The 20,302-nt window shown below is 72.2% G+C and carries 17 protein-coding genes and 2 pseudogenes; 11 read left to right on the forward strand and 8 right to left on the reverse strand.

What is annotated here, in order from left to right:
* Positions 1-77: 77 nt before the first annotated feature.
* Complete coding sequence (locus ACVDFE_RS32290; RefSeq protein WP_458433167.1) at positions 78-464, reverse strand: nuclear transport factor 2 family protein; 387 nt, start codon at positions 462-464, stop codon at positions 78-80.
* 68 nt (positions 465-532) lie between these two features.
* Here ACVDFE_RS32290 and ACVDFE_RS32295 point away from each other — a divergent pair, with 68 nt between their 5' ends.
* Positions 533-841, forward strand: coding sequence for a hypothetical protein (locus ACVDFE_RS32295; RefSeq protein WP_360387734.1), 309 nt, complete (start codon positions 533-535; stop codon positions 839-841).
* 12 nt (positions 842-853) lie between these two features.
* Here ACVDFE_RS32295 and ACVDFE_RS32300 read toward each other — a convergent pair whose 3' ends face one another.
* Positions 854-1,249 (reverse strand): GNAT family N-acetyltransferase, encoded by a 396-nt coding sequence (locus ACVDFE_RS32300; RefSeq protein WP_360387731.1) that lies wholly within the window; start codon positions 1,247-1,249, stop codon positions 854-856.
* Positions 1,250-1,765: 516 nt separating this feature from the next.
* Here ACVDFE_RS32300 and ACVDFE_RS32305 point away from each other — a divergent pair.
* Positions 1,766-2,071: pseudogene (locus ACVDFE_RS32305) on the forward strand (hypothetical protein); the annotation flags it as partial.
* Here ACVDFE_RS32305 and ACVDFE_RS32310 read toward each other — a convergent pair.
* The gene (locus tag ACVDFE_RS32310) at positions 2,014-2,328 is read right to left on the reverse strand and encodes a hypothetical protein (RefSeq protein ID WP_458433169.1); all 315 of its coding nucleotides are present in this window, start codon (positions 2,326-2,328) and stop codon (positions 2,014-2,016) included. The pseudogene ACVDFE_RS32305 and the gene ACVDFE_RS32310 sit on opposite strands and share 58 nt — an antisense overlap.
* 206 nt (positions 2,329-2,534) lie before the next feature.
* On the opposite strand from ACVDFE_RS32310, the gene ACVDFE_RS32315 reads away from it, so the two are divergent.
* The 6 genes and pseudogenes from ACVDFE_RS32315 (at position 2,535) to ACVDFE_RS32340 (ending at position 9,185) form a co-directional block, all read left to right on the forward strand.
* Positions 2,535-4,508 (forward strand): LuxR C-terminal-related transcriptional regulator, encoded by a 1,974-nt coding sequence (locus tag ACVDFE_RS32315; RefSeq protein ID WP_458433170.1) that lies wholly within the window; start codon positions 2,535-2,537, stop codon positions 4,506-4,508.
* A gap of 259 nt (positions 4,509-4,767) precedes the next feature.
* Complete coding sequence (locus ACVDFE_RS32320; protein WP_458433171.1) at positions 4,768-5,241, forward strand: hypothetical protein; 474 nt, start codon at positions 4,768-4,770, stop codon at positions 5,239-5,241.
* Positions 5,242-5,313: 72 nt separating this feature from the next.
* Positions 5,314-6,024 (forward strand): annotated as a pseudogene (locus ACVDFE_RS32325) (PepSY-associated TM helix domain-containing protein); the annotation flags it as partial.
* 25 nt (positions 6,025-6,049) lie between these two features.
* Positions 6,050-6,628 (forward strand): PepSY domain-containing protein, encoded by a 579-nt coding sequence (locus tag ACVDFE_RS32330; protein WP_458434433.1) that lies wholly within the window; start codon positions 6,050-6,052, stop codon positions 6,626-6,628.
* A 163-nt stretch (positions 6,629-6,791) separates the two neighbouring features.
* Positions 6,792-7,778: a YbaB/EbfC family nucleoid-associated protein gene (locus tag ACVDFE_RS32335; RefSeq protein WP_458433172.1), complete on the forward strand. Its 987-nt coding sequence runs from the start codon at positions 6,792-6,794 to the stop codon at positions 7,776-7,778.
* Positions 7,779-7,856: 78 nt separating this feature from the next.
* A complete protein-coding gene (locus ACVDFE_RS32340) occupies positions 7,857-9,185 on the forward strand; it encodes a M28 family peptidase (RefSeq protein WP_458433173.1) in 1,329 nt (442 codons plus the stop codon).
* A gap of 61 nt (positions 9,186-9,246) precedes the next feature.
* Here the strand turns inward: ACVDFE_RS32340 and ACVDFE_RS32345 are convergent, their stop codons facing one another.
* The gene (locus ACVDFE_RS32345; RefSeq protein ID WP_360388371.1) at positions 9,247-11,211 is read right to left on the reverse strand and encodes a putative bifunctional diguanylate cyclase/phosphodiesterase; all 1,965 of its coding nucleotides are present in this window, start codon (positions 11,209-11,211) and stop codon (positions 9,247-9,249) included.
* A gap of 209 nt (positions 11,212-11,420) precedes the next feature.
* Between ACVDFE_RS32345 and ACVDFE_RS32350 the strand changes: the two genes are divergently transcribed.
* A complete protein-coding gene (locus ACVDFE_RS32350; protein WP_458433174.1) occupies positions 11,421-12,425 on the forward strand; it encodes a sugar ABC transporter substrate-binding protein in 1,005 nt (334 codons plus the stop codon).
* A gap of 132 nt (positions 12,426-12,557) precedes the next feature.
* The gene (locus ACVDFE_RS32355) at positions 12,558-14,009 is read left to right on the forward strand and encodes an amidohydrolase family protein (protein WP_458433175.1); all 1,452 of its coding nucleotides are present in this window, start codon (positions 12,558-12,560) and stop codon (positions 14,007-14,009) included.
* 191 nt (positions 14,010-14,200) lie between these two features.
* Here ACVDFE_RS32355 and ACVDFE_RS32360 read toward each other — a convergent pair whose 3' ends face one another.
* Positions 14,201-15,724, reverse strand: coding sequence for a non-reducing end alpha-L-arabinofuranosidase family hydrolase (locus ACVDFE_RS32360; protein ID WP_458433176.1), 1,524 nt, complete (start codon positions 15,722-15,724; stop codon positions 14,201-14,203).
* Positions 15,725-16,068: 344 nt separating this feature from the next.
* Entirely contained in the window at positions 16,069-16,848 is a 780-nt protein-coding gene (locus ACVDFE_RS32365) for an SDR family NAD(P)-dependent oxidoreductase (RefSeq protein ID WP_360387709.1), read from the reverse strand.
* 85 nt (positions 16,849-16,933) lie between these two features.
* Here ACVDFE_RS32365 and ACVDFE_RS32370 point away from each other — a divergent pair, with 85 nt between their 5' ends.
* Positions 16,934-17,782, forward strand: coding sequence for a helix-turn-helix transcriptional regulator (locus ACVDFE_RS32370; RefSeq protein ID WP_458433177.1), 849 nt, complete (start codon positions 16,934-16,936; stop codon positions 17,780-17,782).
* Positions 17,783-17,786: 4 nt separating this feature from the next.
* On the opposite strand, the gene ACVDFE_RS32375 is transcribed toward ACVDFE_RS32370, so the two are convergent.
* Together ACVDFE_RS32375 and ACVDFE_RS32380 are read right to left on the reverse strand one after the other, a co-directional pair.
* Complete coding sequence (locus ACVDFE_RS32375) at positions 17,787-18,479, reverse strand: class I SAM-dependent methyltransferase (RefSeq protein WP_458433178.1); 693 nt, start codon at positions 18,477-18,479, stop codon at positions 17,787-17,789.
* Positions 18,480-18,564: 85 nt separating this feature from the next.
* Positions 18,565-20,169 (reverse strand): FAD-dependent monooxygenase, encoded by a 1,605-nt coding sequence (locus ACVDFE_RS32380; RefSeq protein WP_360387702.1) that lies wholly within the window; start codon positions 20,167-20,169, stop codon positions 18,565-18,567.
* Between the last annotated feature and the right edge of the window lie 133 nt (positions 20,170-20,302).

A 20,302-nucleotide genomic window follows, 5' to 3' on the forward strand; every position in this document is an offset into this window, starting at 1 on the left:
CACCACCGGGAGGTCCACATCAGACCGGGCGGCGCTGGTCGCACGGGCCGGGACCGCCCTCGACGCGACCCGGCAGCTCACGCGGACATGGCCTCCGCTTTGATCTGCTCGAACTGCGCCGCCATGGCCGCGGACAGCGCCTGGGCCGCGGACAGCGGGCGGACCATGACGGTGAACTCGTCGATCAGGCCGTCGGCGTTGAGGTGCAGGAAGTCGCAGCCCTGGATCTCCCTGCCGCCGACCTCGGCGCGGAACACCAGCGCGGAGTTCTCGCCGTCGACGATCTCGCGTTCGTAGCGGAAGTTCTCGAAGACCCGCAGGACGCCGCGCAGGATCGCCGCGGTCAGCGGCTTGCCGGGGTACGGGGAGAACGCGACGGGGCTCGTGAACACCACGTCGTCGGCCAGGCAGGCCGCCATGGCGTCGGTGTCGCGGGCCTCGACGGCCGCTCGGAAAGCCTTCATGAACGGCACCGTACCCCGGACGGCGTGGTTCACGTGCGCGCACGGGCGAGTGAGGTTGAATCGAACGCATGAACGGGATGTCCGCGTTGCAGGAGGCATTGGCAGAGCCCGCGGCGCAGGCGCGCGACCGGTTCGCGGGACGGCTCAACGGTTATCTCGACGGATCCGGCGTGGTGCACGCGGTGCGGTTGCAGGGGTGGCTCGGGCTGGAGGTGCCCGGTCCCGGTTGTCACGTCGGGACCGGCAGCTGGGACTTCACCCGGTTCAAGCCGACCACCTCGCCGGTCTCGTGCGGGCGGTGCCGGTCGGCGGGGCTGCTCGCGAGCTCGTTCACCGGCGGGCCGCACCAGCAGGTGCTGGACCTGGACGGGATCTGAGCGGCGCGGGGCTCACCCGCAGGCGTCGCGGTTGCGCAGGATCATGCCGGTGACCGCGGTCATGCCGAGGCGTTCGTAGTACGGCCGCAGCTCCTCGTCGCAGACGAGGTCGATCGAGTACAGGTGCGCGCCCTCGGCCACGACCCGGCGCACCAGCTCGGCACCGATCCCCCGGCCCTGGTGCTGCGGCAGCACCTCCAGCCACGGGACGAACCCGGTCAGCACGCCGTCGCTGATCAGGTTCACGAAGCCGGCGACCTGCCGGTCCACGCGTGCGACGACGGCACGGTAGCTGCCGCGCAGCACCGCGAGGTGCTGCGCGGGGCTCGGCGGCTTCGGCCAGCCGGCGAAGAACCCCGTCAGGTCGGCTTCGGTCAGATCTTCGACGTCGGTGCTGTACGTGATCACGACAGCAGCCTGCCACCGCGCCGATCAGAAACGTTCACCCGATGCCGGTGGCTCGTGCGCGAATTCCACGCGAAAACCTTCAGAACAGGTCCGGTTTCTGCCCGTTCCGTCTTGATTGGCATACCTGCTCCGACGTGCCAGAAAACGGTTGCAGCCCGAATTCCGGATTACTGATCCCTTTAGGTCGTTATGGTCTCAAGCGGCAGTTTCGGTTCTTTGACATTTTTCTTTACACAGTCCTGAGCTGCAGATATGATGCAGAAAAGGGACGACAACCACCCGTCTGGCGGAATGATGAGCCGTTGGCGTACTGAGACACGTGCTAGCCGACTGACATTTGTCGTCCCTATCCTCTATTTGCACACGCCGCACCTGAGGTGATCTGCGCAGTCGGGGAGGAAGAGTGTGGAGCGTCGGATTCTCGAAGAGCTCGCGGACGGGGTGGCGCCGGACAGCGCAGGCCCCCAGTGGGCCCTGCACGGCCGGACGGCGGAGGTCGGCCGCGTCGAGCTGCTGATGCGCGAGAGCGCCGAGCAGCAGCGGGCGCACGTCGTCGTGCTGGAGTCCGGCGCGGGAACCGGCAAGACCCGGCTGCTGCTGGAGCTGATGTCGGCCGCGGCCAGGCGCGGCTTCGCGGTCGTCAACGGTGCGGCGGAGCAGACCGGTCACGGCAGGGCCGTCACCCTGGTCAACGCGCGCGGCGGGCGGGCGGAGGAAGACCGGGTGGGCGTGCTCGCCGGGCGGTTCGAGGCCCAGCTCGCCGGTCACCTGCGGCGCGGACCGGTGCTGGTGGCCGTGGACGACGCGCAGTGGACCGACTCCACGCTGCTGCAGGCGCTGGGGGCCGTGATGTCCAAACTGGACAAGGCGCCGGTGCTGTGGCTCTTCGCCGTGCACACCGACCACGCCGAGTCCCCCAACGGGGTCGCGTTGCGGGTGCTGGCGCGCAGGCACCGCACCGAGTGGCTCGGGCCGTTGCCGCCGCTGAGCGGTGCGGCGGTCGCGGGCATCGCGGGCGACCTGCTCGACGCGACGCCGAGCGACGACCTGGTGGCGTTGTGCGAGAGCGTCGGCGGCACCCCGCAGGCGGTCGTCGACCTGGTGCTCGACCTGCGCCGCGAGGGGTGCGTGGTGGCCGGCGACCACGTGGCGCGGCTCGTGGGCGGGCCGTGGGCGACGGGGGTCTCCGCGGCGGTCGAGGCCGAGCCGGACGCACCGCTGCCGCGGCCGTTCGTGCGGCTGGCGCAGGCGCGGCTGTGGGAGCTTCTCCACCCGCGCGCAGGAGGTGCTGCAGGTCGCCGCCGTACTGGGCAGCAGGTTCACGCCGCAGGACTTGGCCGAGATGCTCGGCGAACGCCCCGCGCAGCTGCTGGGGCCGTTGCAGGAGGCGCTGGCCGCGGGGCTGATCGGCAGCGAGGCCGACGAGTTCGTGTTCCACCGCGAGCCGGTGTGGCGCGCGGTCCTCGGCACCGTGCCCGAGCTGCTGCGCTCGATGCTGCACCACCAGGCCGCCACGATGCTGCTGGCCCGCCCGCGCGCCAGGGCCGAGGCGGCCGCGGTGCACCTGGTGCACTGCACGGTGCCCGGCGACACCGCGGCGATCGCCACGATCCGCGAGGCGGCGCACCGGATGCTCGCCTCCTCGCCGCAGGCGGCGTCGGCCCTCGCGACCCGCGGGCTGCGGATCGCGACCCCCGGCAGCGCCGACCACGCGGCGCTGGCCACCACCGCCACGGCCGCGCTGGTCCGGCTCGGGTGCCTGAGCGAAGCCGTGGACCTGGCCCGCGAGCAGCTGGGCGAGCACCTGCACGGCGGTCCCGAGTTCACCCGGCCGTTGCGGACCTGGCTCGCCACGGCGTTGCTGCTGCGCGGCGACACCACGGCCGCCTACGACCTGTCGAACCAGGCCGTGTCGGTCACCCGGCCGGGCACGGACCTGCGCGACCCCGCCACCGAGCCGTGCCCGGAGCTGCTGCTGCTCAACGCGTTGTCGCACAACGACCAGAGCAAGGTCACACTCGTCGCGGACCGGGTGCTCGACCTGCCGGAGCCGCACAGCGACGACGTCCGGGCCGCCGCTCTCAACGTGCGGGCGATGTCGCACTGGCGGGAGGGCCGGCTCGACGAGGCGATCAGCGCCGTCGACGAGGCGGTGCGGCTGCGCGGCCCGCTCACCCGCGCGTGGCAGAGCGATCCGCTGTGGACCAGGGCGTGGCTGCTCACCAGGGTCCGCAAGCTCGACGAGGCGCTCGCCGCCGCCGAGACCGCCCGCGCGGCCATCGACGCCGAGCACAACGGCGTGCTCAGCCCGGTCCCGCTCGCCCTGCGCGCCACGATCCTGCTCGCCAAGGGCGAGCTGGCGGCGGCGGAAGCGGACGCGCGCGCCGGGCTGGCGGCCTCCGAACGCGCGGAGATGCCGTTGTACCAACCGCAGCTGCGCGCGGTGCTGGTGATCTCGGCGCTGCGCCGCGGTGATCTGGCCATGGCGTCGGACAGCCTGCGGCGACTGGAGGAACGCGCACCGGCCGAGCGCGCGCAACCGTGGACGGCGCTCATCCGCGTGCTCGCCGCCGTGGTCACCTCCGCACGCCGTGGCGCGCACGCCGCCATGGACGAGCTGCGCGGGGCGATCACGGACACCGAGCAGTGCCGCCAGATCCTGCTGGAGGACCCGTCGATGACGGCGTGGGCGGTCCGCACGGCGCTGTCCGCCGGTGAACGGCAGCTGGCCGGGAACGTCGTGACCGCCGCCGAGCGGATCGCGGCCGAGAACCCCGGCTTCGACACGGTTCTCGCGGCCGCACGGCACGGAAGAGCGTTGTACGACAACGATGTCAGCGCCCTGGCGGGTCTGGAGGACGGTTACGGCGACCCGTGGGCGGCGGCGTCGGTCATCGAGGACACCGGGACGTTGCTGCGCGAGCAGGACCGCGACCGCGCCATCGCCGGGCTGAACCGGGCGATGGCCGCCTACGACGAGCTGGGAGCGGAGTGGGACTCGGCCCGCGTGCGGCGCAAGCTGCGCAGGCTGGGCGTGCGGCGGCGGCACTGGAACCACGAGGCGCGGCCGGAGACGGGCTGGGACAGCCTCACCAGCACTGAGGCGAAAGTGGCCCGGCTGGTGGCGCAGGGGCTGACCAACCGGCAGGTGGCGAGCGAGATGTTCGTGTCGCCGCACACCGTCGGGTTCCACCTGCGGCAGATCTACCGCAAGCTCTCCATCCAGTCGCGCGTGGACCTCGCCCGCATCGCGCCCTAGAGGCTCCTGCGGGGGTGTCGAAGCGTCGAATCCCACGCCGGCCACAGCCGGGTGGCCCGCGTCGAACGGGGCTTCGACACCGCGGTTGCCCTGATGGGGATACGGACGCGCAGGCGGTCCGGTTCACTGTGGACCGGTCCGTGTGCACGTTCTCACCTGGGGCCGATCGGAGGTCCTCCCCCCGCGTTCCGGCCACTATTCTGCCTGCATGGCCCTGCCTTCCGCTCCTCTGCGCCGTGCGCGCTGCGGAGCTGTCGGCGTGACCACGGGCGCCTTGGCCGTCCTCGCGCACTCCAGCGCCGACGGCCACCTGCCCGATGCCGGGCTGGTCTTCTCCCTCGTCGCGTTGCTGACGTGGGCGGTGGGCGGGCTGGCACGGCGCGAGCTCACACCGGCGCGGCTGCTGGCGCTCGTCGGCGGCGGGCAGCTCGCGATGCACCTCGTGCTGGAGCTCGCCTCGTCCCGGCACGACCACGTCAGCGCCGGGTACGTCAGCGCCGAACGCATGACCGCGGCCCACGTCGTGGCCACGGCGGTCGTCGTCGGCGCGCTGGCGGTCGCCGAGCGCACGGTCCTCGGGCTGGCGCGCACGCTCGCCTCGCTGCTGCCCCGCAAGCTGACGCCGTTCGTGGCGACGGCTCCCCTCTCCGTGCCCGTGTACCGGCACGTCCCGGCCGCCCCGGTGGTCCTGGACGTGCTGTCGTGGCGCGGTCCCCCGGCTGAACAGGCCTGACTCCCCTCACCCCCGAGGCCGGCGCGCTCGTGCGCCGGCCGGTGCCTGTTCACGCCCACTTGGAGCTCTGCCATGTCCACCACGGAAACACCGCCGGCCACCGCGCCCGCGACCAGGACCTCGTTCGCCTGGCGCGGACTGTTCCTGCGCCTGCACTTCTACGCCGGCGTGCTCGTCGGCCCGTTCATCCTCGTCGCCGCGCTGACCGGTGTCCTCTACGCGCTGACCCCGCAGCTGGAGTCGTGGGTCTACTCGGACCAGCTGCGCGTTCCCGCGTCCGCGCAACAGCTCCCGTTGTCCGAACAGGTCAGCGCGGCGATGGCGACCGCGCCCGCCGGTGACCTCGTCGCGGTACGCCCGGCCGCTGAACCCGGTGACACGACCCGCGTGCTGTTCGCCGAGGAGGGCCTGGGCGAGTCCGAGCGCCGCGCCGTCTTCGTCGACCCCGGCACCGGGAAGGTGACCGGCGACCTCGTCGTCTACGGGTCCAGCGGCGTGCTGCCGTTGCGCACCACGCTCGACCAGCTGCACCGCAACCTGGCGCTCGGCGAGCCCGGCCGCCTCTACAGCGAGCTGGCCGCCTCCTGGCTGTGGGTGATCGCGCTGGGCGGTCTCGTCCTGTGGCTCACGCGGGCCCGCGGCAGCAAGCGCATCCGCAAGCACGGCCTGCTCGGCGTGTGGGTGCTGGCGGGCGCGCTGTTCCTGTCCGCGACCGGTCTCACCTGGTCGGCCTACGCCGGCGAGAACATCGGCACGCTGCGCGAGGCGTTCGGCTGGTCCACCCCGGCGCTGCAGGTCCCCGGCGGTGGTGAGCACTCCGGTCACGGCGAGCACACCGAGGCGCCGGCCGCCGACCCCGCGGACGTCGACGCCGTCCTGGCCACCGCGCGCGGGTGGGGCATCGACGCGGGCCAGGTCGAGATCGGGCTGCCCGCGGAGGGCGTGTGGAAGGTCACCGAGATCGAGAAGGGCCTCGCGAGCCACGGCGACGCGGTGGCCGTGCGGGACGGCTCGGTCGTGCAGCTCGGTGCGGTTCGCCGACTTCCCGTTCATGGCGAAGATGACGCGGTGGGGCATCGACGCGCACATGGGCGTGCTGTTCGGCTGGCCCAACCAGCTGCTCCTGCTGCTGCTCGGCGGCGGGCTCGTCGCGCTGGTCGTCATGGGCTACCGGATGTGGTGGAAGCGCAGGCCGACCCGCGGGTTCGGCCGCCCGACGCCGCGCGGGCAGTGGCGCAAGGCGCCGCCGGTGGCGCTCGTGGCGCTCGGCGTGGGCGCGGTCGTGGTCGGGTGGTTCGCGCCGTTGCTCGGGATCAGCCTCGTGGCGTTCCTCGTGGTGGACGCGCTGCTCGGGTTGCGGGGCGAGGAGAAGACCGCGGCGAGCTGACCCGCGGGACGGTGTGGTGCGCACCGGACCACACCGTCCACAGTGGACAAAGCTTGCTTGATCTGGACATTTGCGGCATATTTGTCCCCAGGTGCGCCGGGAAGCCTGGTCGGCCCGCACGTCACAGCAGGTGGCGGCGGAGAGCTGACGAGGGGTGCGCACGATGACTCTGATCCCGCACGCCGTCCCCCTGAGCAACGACCCGCAGGTCGTGCGCGCGCTGGCCGGGCGCTGGCGGCGGACCCGGACGTTGCTGCTGTTCTCCGCGGGTGTGCTGCCCGCCGCGATCGGTGTCGTGTGCGTCGTGCTGGCCGGGATGACGTCGGCCGGGCAGCGGATCATGCCGTGGTGGTCGGCGATCCCGGCGGTGGCGGCGGCCGCGTGCGCCTGGGCGTTGCTGTCGTGGTTGCGGCGCAACGGGTTGAGCGACCCGCACTCGTGGTTGCCCGCGACCACGCTGATGACCGGGGCGCAGGTGGTGCTCGGCGTGCTGCCGGGATCGGGGATCGCGTTGCGGCTCAGCCCGGGTGCGGCGGTCGCGGTGAAGGCGCTGTGCGCGGCGGGCGTGCTCGGGGCGGGCTCGGCCGGGTGGCTGGCGCGGCTGGCGAAGCGGTCGTTGCTCGCGACACCGGTCGTGGAGCTCGGTGCGACGGCGTTCCCGCTCGTGCTGACCGGCGGCGGGACGCGGGTCGTGATCGGCACCGACCGGCTCGACTGGCGGGCAGCGGGAGTCGACGCCGGCGTGGCGTTCGCCCGGATCGACGAGGTCACCGCGCGGGACGACGCGCTCGTGCTGCGGACGGCGTCCGGGACGTGGACGGTCCCGGTGCCGGACCCGGTGGGCGCGCGGGACCTGCTGCTGCGGCGGATGGCGTGGTGGCGGGAGCAGACCGAGGCGGCCGCGCAGCAGGAACGCGAGCGGTACCACGAGCTGTTGCGCGACCTCGGCGCGGTCGTCGGACGCGCGTCGACCGGACCCGTCAGCGTCACCGTGGACGCGAACGGTGTCACCACCGGCATCGCGCTCGACCCGGCCGCACGCGACCAGGACCCCGACGTGTTGTCGGCGTTGCTGATGGCGTGCATCGGCAAGGCACGCGCGGATGCCCGCAAACGGGTGCAGGACCTCGTGCTCGACCACGCCGCGTGACCCACCGGAAGTCGGTTGTCCTCCACGCCGGCGTCTCCGTACGTTCACGTCGACAACGGGAGATGGGGGCGACGCACCATGCGCAGACGTGACTTCCTCGCAGCGGCGGCCGGTGTTGCGGTCATGGCGGCCAACCCGGCGAGCGCGTGGGCCGCGACGCGGCAGCGGCCGGGCGCCTCGCACCTGCCCGACCTCCACCTCGGCGACTTCCCCGTGGTGGCACAGGTCAAGGCCCGCAAGGCGCTCGAGCACCTGCGGGTGCTGAGCGACCGGATCGGCCCGCGCATCGGCGGCACCGCCTCCGAGCACCAGGCGCGCGACTACCTCGTGAAGGTGCTCAGGCAGCTGCGGTACCAGGTGACCACGCAGCCGTTCACCGTGCCGGACAAGTACCTCGCCGACGTCGTCGTGGACCGCGCGCGCTGGCAGGCGGGCGCGTCCCGGTTCGGCGCGCTCGGCGTCACGGTCACGGCACCGGTCGCCGACGTCGGCGACGGCAGCGCGTTGCCCGACCTGACCGGCAAGATCGCGCTGTTCGTCAACGCCCCCACCGGTTCCGCGCCGACGCTGGCCGCGATCGAGAAGGGCGCGGTCGCCGTCCTGCTCGGCCGCGTCTCGACGACCGCGAGCAAGCTGAGCGCGTTCTCCCCCACCCTCACCCAGAACGTCGCCGTGCCGGTGGTCGGCCTCGCCCAGGTGCACACCGAACGCCTGCGCGGCAGCACGGCCGAGCTGACGATCACCACGACCCACCACGCGAACCTGACGTCCTACAACGTGATCGCCGAACGCCCGGCCACGTTCCCGTGGCGCGACAACGGGGTCGTGATGGTCACCGCGCACTACGACAGCGTTCCGGGCTCGCCGGGCGCCAACGACGACGGCAGCGGCACGGTGCTATGCCTGGAGCTCGCGCGGGTGCTGCGCCACCTGCCGACGAGCAGGACGCTGCGCTTCGCGTTGTGGGGCTCGGAGGAACAGGGCCTGCTCGGCTCCCGCCACTACGTCTCGCAGCTCACGCCGGAGGAGATCGCCCGCATCTCGGGCGTGTTCCAGAACGACATGGTCGCCACCAGCCACGACCCGGCCACGGCGTACTGGCTGCTGTCCGTCGACGGCGCCGACAACAACACCACGCGCGAGGTCCGCGCCGCCGCTCAGCGACTCGGCTACGACCCGCGCGTGCACGGCCCGGTGGCCCGCGGGTCCAGCGACCACGTGCCGTTCCACGAGAAGGGCATGGCGTCGGCGAACTTCAGCTGGCGCGGCGAGGGCGGTCCGCAGCTGCTGGAGCCGATCTACCACACGCCCGAGGACACGATCGCGGCCAACGTGAGCCTCGAACGCCTCCAGGTGTCGATGGAGCTGATCGGCGCGGCGGCGTACCGGCTCGCCACGCAGCGCTGAACGGTCCCGACGCTGAGGCGGCACGGGGGCGCGCACCTCACGCCGGGGTGCGCGCCCGCGGTCATCCGCTCGGAACGGTCAGCCCGGTGGGCGTCCGCTCGCGCAGCCAGGCCGCGAACTCGTCGGCGGGCAGCGGGCGGCTCAGGCAGTAGCCCTGCACGATGTCGCACCCCAGCGCGGCCAGCGCGGACCAGGTCTCCTCGTCCTCCACGCCCTCGGCCACGACCTCGAGCTCCAGGTTGTGCGCGAGGCCGAGCAGCGAGCGGGTGATCGCCCCGCTGCTGGGGTCGGTGCGCATGTTCGTGGTGAACGACCGGTCGATCTTCATCTCGTGCACCGGCATCGTGCGCAGGTAGGCGATCGACGAGTAGCCGGTGCCGAAGTCGTCGATGGACAGCCGCACGCCGAGCTCGCGCAGCCGGCCGAGCACCTCGGTGGCGCGGTGCGGGTCGGCGATGATGGCGCTCTCGGTGATCTCCAGGGTGAGCGCGCCCGGCCGGCGGTCGTGCCGTGCGAGCAGGTCGAGGACCTGGTCGGGGAACGTGAGGTCGTGCAGGCACTGGGCGCCGACGTTGACCGAGACCGGCACCTCCTGCCCGGCCGCGTGCCACCGCCGGCACTGGTCGAGCGCGTGGTCGAGGACGTAGCGGGTGAGCGGTTCGATCAGGCCGGTCTCCTCGGCCGCGGGGATGAACCGGTCGGGGCCGAGCAGGCCCAGCCGCGGGTGCTGCCAGCGGCACAGCACCTCGGCGCCGCAGATCGTGCCGCTGCGCACGTCGGCCTTCGGCTGGTAGTGCAGCACCAGCTCGCGCTGGTCGATCGCCCGGCGCAGGTCGCTGATCACGGTCAGCTGGGCGGCGCTGTGCTCGTCCAGGCCCGGTTCGTAGGCCGTGGTGCCCAGGCGGTTGCGCTTGGCCGCGTACATGGCGATGTCGGCGTGTTTGAGCAGGTCGTGCGCGTCGGTCGAGTCGCTCGGGTACAGGGCGACGCCGATGCTGCAGCCGACCTCCACCGACAGGCCGTCGAGGTCGACGGCCTCCTCCAGGGCCCGGTGCACCTTGCCCGCCACGGCCAGCGCGTTCGCCGTGCTGCCGACGGCGGGCAGCAGCACCGCGAACTCGTCGCCGCCCAGCCGCGCCACGGTGTCGTCCCCGCGCACGGCGCTCGTCAGCCGGGTCGCGACGTGCTGGAGCAACCGGTCGCCGAACGCGTGGCCGAGGGTGTCGTTGATCGGTTTGAAGCGGTTGAGGTCGATCAGGAACAACCCGAGCGGGTCACCGGAGACCGCTGCCCTGCTGATCGCCTGTTCGGTCCGCTGCGTCAGCAACGTGCGGTTGGCGAGGCCGGTCAGCGCGTCGTGCGAGGCCTCGTGCTCGCTCTTCGCGGCCTGGCGCAGGATCTTGCGGCGGTGGCCGAGCAGCACGACCGCGCAGAGCGCGACCAGCCCCAGGTCGACCACGAACGCGACCAGCGCCGCGATCCGCAGCTGCCCGTTGTGGTGTTCGGCGTGCTTGAGGTACTCGGAGGTCTCCAGGCGCTTGAGCTGCACCACGGTCGAGAGCTGTTTGCGCAGCGAGACGACGGTGAGCTCGGCCTGGTCGGCCTTCAGCGCGGCACCGGTCGCGTCACCGCCGTCACCCAGGGCCACGACGTCGCGCAGCAGCGTCGTGTAGTCGCCGTACAGGTCGCCGACGATCCCGGCGGCGCGCACGTCGGCCGCGCCGCCGTTGTCGCCCAGCCACCGCAGGCTCTCCCCCGCCGCACCGGCCGCGCTGACCAGCGGCTGCCGCATCACCGGCGTGCCGGAACGCAGGTAGTCGGACATGGCGTGGTCGGCCACGTCGACGTTCTGCACGACCTGGCCCCAGCGGTCGCTGGTCTCGTTGAGCTCGTGCAGGTGCGCGGCGGCGCGCTGGGCGCTCAGGCTCATCCACAGCGCGATCCCCGCGAGCGTGGCCAGGCCGATCACCAGGCTCACGACCGTCGTGTGCGCGGTCGTGCGGGCCTCGACCCAGGTGGACAGCATCACCGCGCCTCACGATCGGAACTCGTGCGAAGTGCTCATTGGTACGCAGCCAAAGGATGGCACGCAACCCGCGGACGGTGCTTTCCGGACCACTGGCGGTGATCGGCACCGACCCACTACCGTCTGGCGCTCGGCACACCCGACGATGGGGCTCACCAATGCTTTCGCCTGCCCGTGCCCTGCCGGCAGCGGTTCTCACCCTCGCACTGGTGGTGAGCGGGTGCACGACCGGGCAGACGTCCGATGATCCGCCGACCATCGGTTTCCTGTCGCAGAACACCTCGCGCGACTTCTCCCGCGAGATGAGCGACGGGTTCACCGCGGGCGCGCAGCTGGTCGGTGGCGTGCGGACCGAGACCACCGGCCCGGCCACGCACGACGGCCTGCGCCAGGTCGAGCTGCTCAGGGACCTCGCCACGCGGGCCAGGGGCGGCATCGGGGTGTCCGCGGTGGCACCGGAGCTGCTCGCGGGGCCGATGGCGCGGCTGGTCGAGCAGGACATCCCGGTGATCGCGGTCGCCGGCGGCCAGATCGCGCCGGGCGCCGACGTCGAGCTGCTCATCGAGAACGACAGCTACGACATGGGCCAGCTGCTCGCCGACGCCGCCGTGGAGCGGCTCCCGCCCGACGCCGCGGGCACCGTGGTGATCGGCAGCAACTCCCCCGCGATGCCCGCGCTGGACCAGCGGTCGGCCGGCATGCGGGCCCGGCTCACCGAACGGCTGCCGAAGCTGCGGGTGATGGGCCCGCTCGACACCGGCAGGGACGCGCAGGCGAACCTCGCGACCTGGCAGCGGGTCGTGGACGCGAACCCGGACGCGCTCGCGTTCCTCGGCGCCGGCGACGTCGACGCGGTGAACCTCGCCGCCGTGCACGCCGCGAGGGGCGCGCGGTGGCTGGCCGGTGCGTTCAGCGTGGACCCGAAGGCGCTGCAGGGCGTCAAGGACGGGCACCTGTTCGCGTCGGTGTCGGCGGAGCACTTCGTGAAGGGCGCGGTGGCCGGCTGGCTGCTCGCCGCGCACGCGAAGAACGGCCGCCCGCTGCCGGAGGGCTGGTTCGTGGCGCCGGGGCTGCTGGTGACGCGGGCCAACGTGGACCAGGTCATCGCCCGCCAGTCGAGTCCCGAGGCGCGGCTCGACGCGGCACGGCCCCAGGTGGAGGCGTTGACCGCCCACGCCGAACGGCACATCCGGCCGCTGCACGAGGCTCGGTGAGCGGGGCACGCCGGCTGGACCAGGCGCGGTAAGCGCCTTCCACCGCCTGGTCCAGCGGCCGCGGCAGCACGGTGACAGGGGCGGAAGTCCCAGGTGAGCATGACTCGTCCGAGTCCCAGCCCTGGAGGTCCCATGATCAACCGCAGGACGCTCACCAAGTCCCTGGGTGCCGCACTCGCCGTGTCCGCGGCGGGTTCCGCGACGGCAGCGGCCACCGAGCCGGGGACAACACCCGCCGGTCCCGGCCCGCACCGGGGCCGCCTGCTGATCAGGGGCGGCGCGGTGGTCACCGTCGACCCCGCGCTCGGCGTGCTGCCCCGCGGTGACGTGCTCGTCGAGAACGGCCGGATCGCCGCGGTCGGCCTCGGCCTGAAGGCACCGGACGCGCAGGTCGTCGACGCGACCGGCATGATCGTCGCGCCGGGGTTCGTCAACACCCACCACCACATGTGGAGCGCGCTGGGCCGCAACTTCGTGGCCGACGGCTTCCCGTACTTCGCGGCGAAGCGGGCCACGTCGGCGCTGTACGAACCGGCCGACCACTACCGCAGCGTGCTGCTCGGGCTCGCCGAGCTGGCGAACGCGGGCGTCACCACCGTCCACAACTGGTGCAACAACACGCGTTCCCCCGCGCACGCCGACGCCGAGCTGCGGGCGCACCGCGACGGGCTGCTGCGCGCTCGGTTCTCCTACGGCCACGTGGACCAGATGCCGCGGGACGTGCCGGTGGACCTGACCGACGTGGACCGCGTGCGGCAGCAGTACTTCGCGGGTGGCACCGCGTTCGACGGGCGCGTGCACCTCGGGGTCAGCGTGCGCGGACTGTCGCAGAGCGATGAGAGCGCTTTCTTCGCCGACATGGACGCGGTGCTGGGCCGCGGGCTGCCGGTGTCGGTGCACGCGGGCCAGTCGCCGCCGCGGATCGTGGACGCCGCCGACTACGAGCGGCGCGGGTGGCTGGGGCCGAAGACGTTGCTGTGCCACTACGTCACGGCGCTCGACAGCGACATCGAGGTCCTGGTGCGCACCGCCACGCCGCTGAGCTGGGCGCCGCACTCGGAGTTCCGCCTCGGCGCGGCCGGTGACCCGAGGGCGGCGCTGCTGCGCATGAACGCGGCCGGGCTGCCGGTGTCGCTGTCGTCGGACGCCACGTCCATCGCGCCGCCGGACCCGTTCGAGACGATGCGGGTGGCCTGGACGACGGGAATCCCGTGGCAGGGCACGCCCACCGCGGACCTGCCGGAGATCGGGTTCCGCCGGGTGATCGAGATGGCGACGGTCAACGGCGCCCGCGCGCTGGGCCTGGGCGACGTCACCGGGTCGATCACCGTCGGCAAGCGCGCCGACCTCGTCCTGGTGCGCACCACCGACGTCAACATCGCGCCGGGTGGGCTGCCCGAGACCGCGCTCGTGCAGTCGGCCACACCCGCCAACGTGGACACCGTGCTCGTCGACGGGGAGTTCGTGAAGCGCGGCGGCCGGTTGGCCGGCTACGACGTGGACCGGATCGTGCGCGACGCCACGGCCTCGTCGCTGCGGATCCGCGCGGCGGCGGGCGGGGTGCTCACGCCTCCCGCCGGCTGACGCGGGGGCACAGAGGCGTTCACAGGTCGAGCACGGCGCGGGTGAACGCCTCCGGTGCGGACGTACCGAACCGCGGACCGATTCCGGTATGCGAACGGAATGAGCCATGAATAGCGAGAACGGTTTCCCCGCCGGACTCAGGAAGCCCGGCGGAGAAACCGTTCAGGTGTTCAGATTCGTGAAAAGGTCGGTCAGCGCTGCAGCGTCAGCACACCCGGCCGGTACGGCAGCTTGCCGTAGTCGCCACCCGAGCTCGGGTTGCGGCCCTGGTACAGCAGCTGCAGGTTGCAGGGGTCGATCGTCTTGGTCTGGTCGGGGTTGGTGCGGATCAGGTCACCGTGGCTGATGTCGTTGGTCCAGGTGGCACCGCTGTTCGCCTTGCCGGCGAACGGACGGCTCTCGGTGGCCGCCTGCGGCGTCCAGGAACCGCTGAGGCTGCTGGAGGTGAACGACCGGAAGTAGCGGCCGTTGGCACCAATCGCCTCGACGATCATCAGGTACTGGTTCTGGCCCTGGACCTTGTAGACCTCGGGCGCCTCGAACAGGTTGTTCGTCGTGTCGCTCATGACGGTCGTGTAGGAGGAGCCGAAGCTGCCGGGGAAGTTCCCGATGGGCATGACCTGGCGGTAGATCTTGCCGTTGTCGCCGGCGAAGAACAGGTACATGTTCTGGCCGTCACCGATGAGCGTCTGGTCGATGGGTCCCGTGCCGGAGCCGCTGATGCTCGCCGTGGAGAGCACCTGCGGCGACGACCACCCGTTCGGGTTGGTGGGGTCGCTCGACGTCCGGTAGGTGAACGCGGTGCCGCCCCACTGGTAGGCGAGCACCCAGATGTTCTTCGGGGCGAAGTAGATCAGCGTGGGCGCGACGGTGCCGGAGTTCATCGCGTTCTGGCTCGCCGACCCCATGTCCGACCAGTTGGTGAACGGGGTGAAGTTCATCGAGCCCCAGCTGGTCCCGGTGTCGTGCGTGGTGCTGTAGACCAAGTGCTTGCCGTTGATCATGACGTGGGTGAAGTCCTTGAGGGACACCCAGCCCTGCCGCGGCTGCGCCAGCGCGCCGGTCGAGGACCAGCGGTAGGTCGACGGCAGGGAGCACTGGCCGGGGTTGTTGCTCGTCGTGGTGGTGGGGCCGGTGTCGCCACCGACGCGCACGAGCTGCCACTGCTGGTTGGTGCCGCCCCAGTCGCTGTACTGGACGACGTTGCCGCCGTCGGCGGTGGAGGCGCCCTGGACCTCGACGGCCTTGCCGCTGTTGCGGTTGATCAGCCGCACGTGGCCGCCGTCGGAGTCAGCGAGGCGGAACTGCTGGTTGGTGCCGTTGAGGTCCGACCACTGGACGACGTTGCCGCCGTCCGCGGTCGAGAAGTTGTGGACGTCGAGCACCTTGCTCGACAGGCGGGACTTCACCCGGTAGTAGCCGTCGCCGGAGTCGACGAACTGCCACTGCTGCTGGTTGCCGTCGTTGCGGCTCCACTGGGTGATGCGCGCGCCGTCACCGGTGGCGAGGTTGTAGACGTCCAGCGCCTTGCCGCTGTTGCGGTTGACCAGCACGTACCAGGCGGTGGTGTCGACGGTCGCAGCCGACACGGGCGCCGCGTTGACCGCCACCAGCAACCCGCCGAGCAGCACGCCGATCACGGCGGTGACGCCGGCGGCACGGCGCCTGCGGGTCTGGGGAAGTGCGGTGGGCGGGTGATGGTCTGTCCTGACCACGGGCGTGCTCCTCTTCGTCGAGGTGTGGGCGAACTGCGGCACGGGCAACGTCCGAGCGACCTCTTGCGCCGAGTGGTCATCGCGCGCCCTGTGATGAAAGTGCCTCTATGTGAGCGTTCGACAATTCGACGACGACCCCGGAGACCGGGTTGTCTTCACCGCAGATGTCGAACGCACACAGCAAACTCTGAGGCACGATCTGCGACTGGTCAAGAACCAATGTGAACGCTAACACGATCAAGCCCGCTACATCCTGCTGCTTTTAGCGGAAGCTAAAAGAACCCGCATTCCTTTAGCTTCCGCTAAAAGCGCGGAACCGCGAGGTGCGCGCAATTGCGCGGTGGCTACGCGCCCGCACCGCCGTCGACCGGCACCAGCGCACCGGTCACCATCGCGGCCCGGTCGCTCAGCAGCCACGCCGCCACCTCGGCGACCTCGCGGGGCTGCGCCATCCGGCCCACCGGGATCGTGGCGGTGAGCTGCTCGACGACGCCGGGGGTCGCCGCCTCCCACTCGTCGATCATCGCCGTCTCGGTGCCACCGGGCGTGATGCCGTTGACCCGGATGCCCTCCCGGCCCCACGTCACGGCCGCGCTCTCGGTGAGGCTGTTGAGCGCGCGCTTCATGGCGCCGTAGGCGGGCAGCACGGGGTTCGCGCGGCGGCTGCCGATGCTGGAGGTGTTCACGATCGCGCCGCCGCCGTTCTTGCGCATGAGGGCGGCTTCGGCGGTCATCGCGGTCCAGTGGCCGCGGAAGTTGACCACGAACTGCTCGTCGATCGTCTCGTCGCTGGTCGTGTCGAGCGGGCCGGGCTGCTGCACCACCGCACCGTTGTTGAAGGCGCCGTCGAGCCGTCCGTGCAGCTGCTCGACCCGGTCGACGGCGGCGCGGATGCTGTCGCGGTCGGCGAGGTCCACCACGACCGCGTCGGCGACACCGCCCTCGGCGCGGATGCCGGTGACGACGCGGTCCAGGGCGTCGGCTCCGCGGGCGGCCAGCACGACGGCGGCACCCTCACGGGAGAACAGCCGGGCCGCTGCCTCGCCGATGCCGCGGCTGGCGCCGGTGATGAGCACGACCTTGCCGGTGAGCAGCCCGGCCGGAGTGGTGTCGGAGTTCGTCATGGCTCCAGCGTCGAGCCGCCGGCGCACCGGAGGCAGGCACAGGCTGTACCACCCTGGGCCCGTTCGCGGCGCGGATACTCGGGGCATGGACAAGCAGCAGCTCGGCACGTTCCTGCGCAGCCGGCGCGCCCGGCTCCGGCCGCAGGACGTCGGTCTCCCGTCCGGCCCGCGCCGCAGGACCGCGGGCCTGCGGCGCGAGGAGGTGGCGGTGCTCGCGCACATCTCCACCGAGTACTACGTCCGCCTGGAGCAGGGACGGGCCCCGCGCCCGTCGGCCGAGGTGCTCGCCGGGATCGCGGGCGCGCTGCGGCTGACCGGCGCCGAGTCCGACCACCTGCACGTCCTCGCGGGCACCGCGCCCAGCCGCACGGCGGTGCACCGGCGCGACGTCCGGCCGAGCGTCCTCGCGTTGCTCGACCGGCTGCCGCAGACGGCCGGGATGGTGGTCTCGGCGGCGTTCGAGGTGCTCGCGTGCAACGACCTGATGGCCGCGCTGATGGAGGACTTCCGCGTCCTGGCCCCGCGGGACCGCAACCTCGCGCGCCGCGCGTTCCTCACACCGGGGCCCGCGCTGTACGGGGTCTCCGACGCGACGGAGTTCCGCCACCACGTCGTCATGCAGCTGCGCGCCACCCTCGCCCGGTACCCGGCCGACGTGGTGATCTCCGATCTGGTCGGTGAGCTGTGCGAGGGCAGCGCCGAGTTCGCGCGGCGGTGGGAACGCCACGACGTGCAGTCGCCGACCGTGCTCAGCAAGAGCTTCCGGCACCCGCTGGTCGGGAGGATCACCGTCGACTGCGACTCGCTGGCGCTCACCGACAGCGACCAGCACCTCGTGCTCTACAGCGCACCGGCCGGGTCACCCGACGCCGAGGCGCTGGCGCTGCTGAACGTGGTGGCGGCACAGGGTTTCGACACCAGCGACAGGGCCTGACCGGTCACAGCCTGCGGACCCGGCCGAGCCACGCCGCCAGCTCGACGGGCCCGTGCGCGGGCAGGCCGCGCTGCACGGCCACCGCGGAGATCTGCTCGGTGATGAACCCCTGGTAGCTCGCGGCCTCGACGCTCTCGACCACCCAGCCGTCGGTGAACGCCGCGGGGATCACGCCCTCGCCGATGCTGGAGCTCAGCCCCGGCGCGGCGTTGGAGTGGGCGAGGATGTGCACGAGCGCGCCGGGGTTCGTCAGCGAGTGCAGCACCTGTGCGTACGCCTGTGCGTGGTCCGAGTCGCCGTAGGCGCCGAACCCGTGGAACAGCGCCACGTCCACGACCGTGTCGAACCCGCCCGACAGGAACGGGTGGTCCTGCGGCCGCAGCATGTTCGCGACCTCGAACCGCGCCTCGGGCACGCCGCGTTCGGCCGCGGTGCGGCGGGCGTAGGCGATGGCGCTCGGGGACAGGTCGACGCCGAGGGAGTCGTAGCCGAGCTTCGTGAAGAGGGTGGTGTGCTCACCGGAGCCGCAGCCCGGTTCGAGGACGCGGCCGCGGACCAGGCCCTGCCGCTCCAGCTCGACGATCGCGGGCTGCGGCCCGCCGATGAGCCACGGCGCGGTCCCCTCGTCGTACATGAAGTTCCAGTACTCGGGGTCCGTGAAGCCGCGGGACTCGTCGGTCTTCTCGCTCTGTGTCATGGGCACAGTCTGATGAGCAGGACGGACCGGGAACACCAGGTGGAAACGATCCCACGCGGTTGCGCAGCATGGACCCCGCGCGGGGTCAGACCGCGGACCGCACGCGGGTCAGCACGGTGTCGAGGTGGTCCACCACGCCCTGCACCGACGACGGGTCCGCGACCGCGGCGACGTGCCCGTCCGGCCGGACCAGCACCAGCAGCGGGCCGTTCACCTGGTACCCGCGGTGGGCGGCCTCCTCCTCCGGCGGGATGACGTGGGTGGTGATCGCGGCGGTGTACCGGTCGTCGAGCCGTGCGGCCAGCCCGTCGGTGTCGAGGCCCTGCGCGCCGAACAGCAGCACGTGGTACCCGGCGCCGTGGGTCAGGTCCAGCACGCTGCTCGCCCCGTCCGGGGTGGGCCGGATCTCGGCGTACGGCGCGCGGTCGCCCGGCCGCAGCGGCCCGGTGCCGGGGCCGACCGCGGCCGAGCCCCGGTAGCTGATCCACAGCTGCGAGAACATGTGGAAGAACATCCGGCGGATCGGCGCCAGCCGGGACACCACGCCGACCACGCGGGTCGCCACGTGCGTGCGCATCCACACCGCCACCGCGCTGTTCCCGGTCTCCAGCTTGAACCCGAGGTCGGTGCGCTTGAGGACGGTCCGCGCGATGGGGCGGCGTTCCGACTCGTAGGTGTCGAGCAGCGACTCGGGCGCCTCGCCGTTGACGACCTGCGCGAGCTTCCAGGCGAGGTTGACCGCGTCGCCGACACCGAGGTTGAGGCCCTGGCCACCGGCCGGGTTGTGGATGTGCGCGGCGTCGCCCGCGAGGAACACGTTGCCGACGCGGAACTTCGAGGCGATCCGGCTGTGGAACCGGAACATCGACGCCCACACGACGTCCTTGAGCCGGGCGTCGACCTTGAAGTAGTTCTCGAACCACTGCTGCAGGTCCGCGGGCGGCAGCGGCGCGTAGGCCTCGTGCGTGGGGTTCTTCTGCGCAGGCGCCTGGCTCAGCTCCGGCGGCACCACGCCGAAGAGCCGGCAGCGCCCGGACGCCAGCGGCAGGATGCCGACGAAACCGCCGCGGGTCAGGTTGAGCCGCATCCCCCGCACGCCCAGGTCGACGTCGAGCGTGACGTCGGCGAGCATGCCCGCCTGGGCGTAGGTCTCGCCGTCGAACGACTGGCCGACGAGCCCGCGCACCACGCTGCTCGCCCCGTCCGCGCCGACCAGCCAGCGGGCCGTGATCGTGCGCCCCTGCACGGTGGTCACGGCGACCTCGGTGCCGGAGTCGGCCAGGTCCGCCACGGCGGTGTTCCACTCGACCTCGACGTGGTGCTCCTTCAACGCCTCCACGAGCACCCGCTCGGTCTCGAACTGCTCCAGCGCGAGCGCGTAGGGGAACCGGGTCTGGTCCGCGCTGCCCTCACCGGCGAGCGGCATGTCGCCCACGTGCCGGCCGGCCTCGTGGATCGCGACGTCGGTGATCGGCAGGCCGCGGGCGACGGCCGCCTCCGCGACCCCGAGCCGGTCGAAGTGCTCCAGGGTGCGGGCGTGCACGATCGCGGCACGCGCCTGTTCCACCGGGCCCGACCCGGCGTCGACCACCCGCACCCGCACGCCGTGCTGGGCGAGCATGAGGGCGGCGCAGAGACCGGTCGGTCCCGCGCCCGCCACCAGGACGTCGCAGTCGCGTTCGTCGCGCATCGGCTTCCTCGTTCACGTCGGCGAATGTGCGATCGCAGTATTGCGAGCTGCGCGGACGCACCACATCGCCCGCCGTGGAACGGGATCGGGGGGCCACCCTGCGCGAGCGCGCAGGTTCTCCGGCAGGTCCTTA

Source organism: Lentzea chajnantorensis, assembly GCF_054300775.1.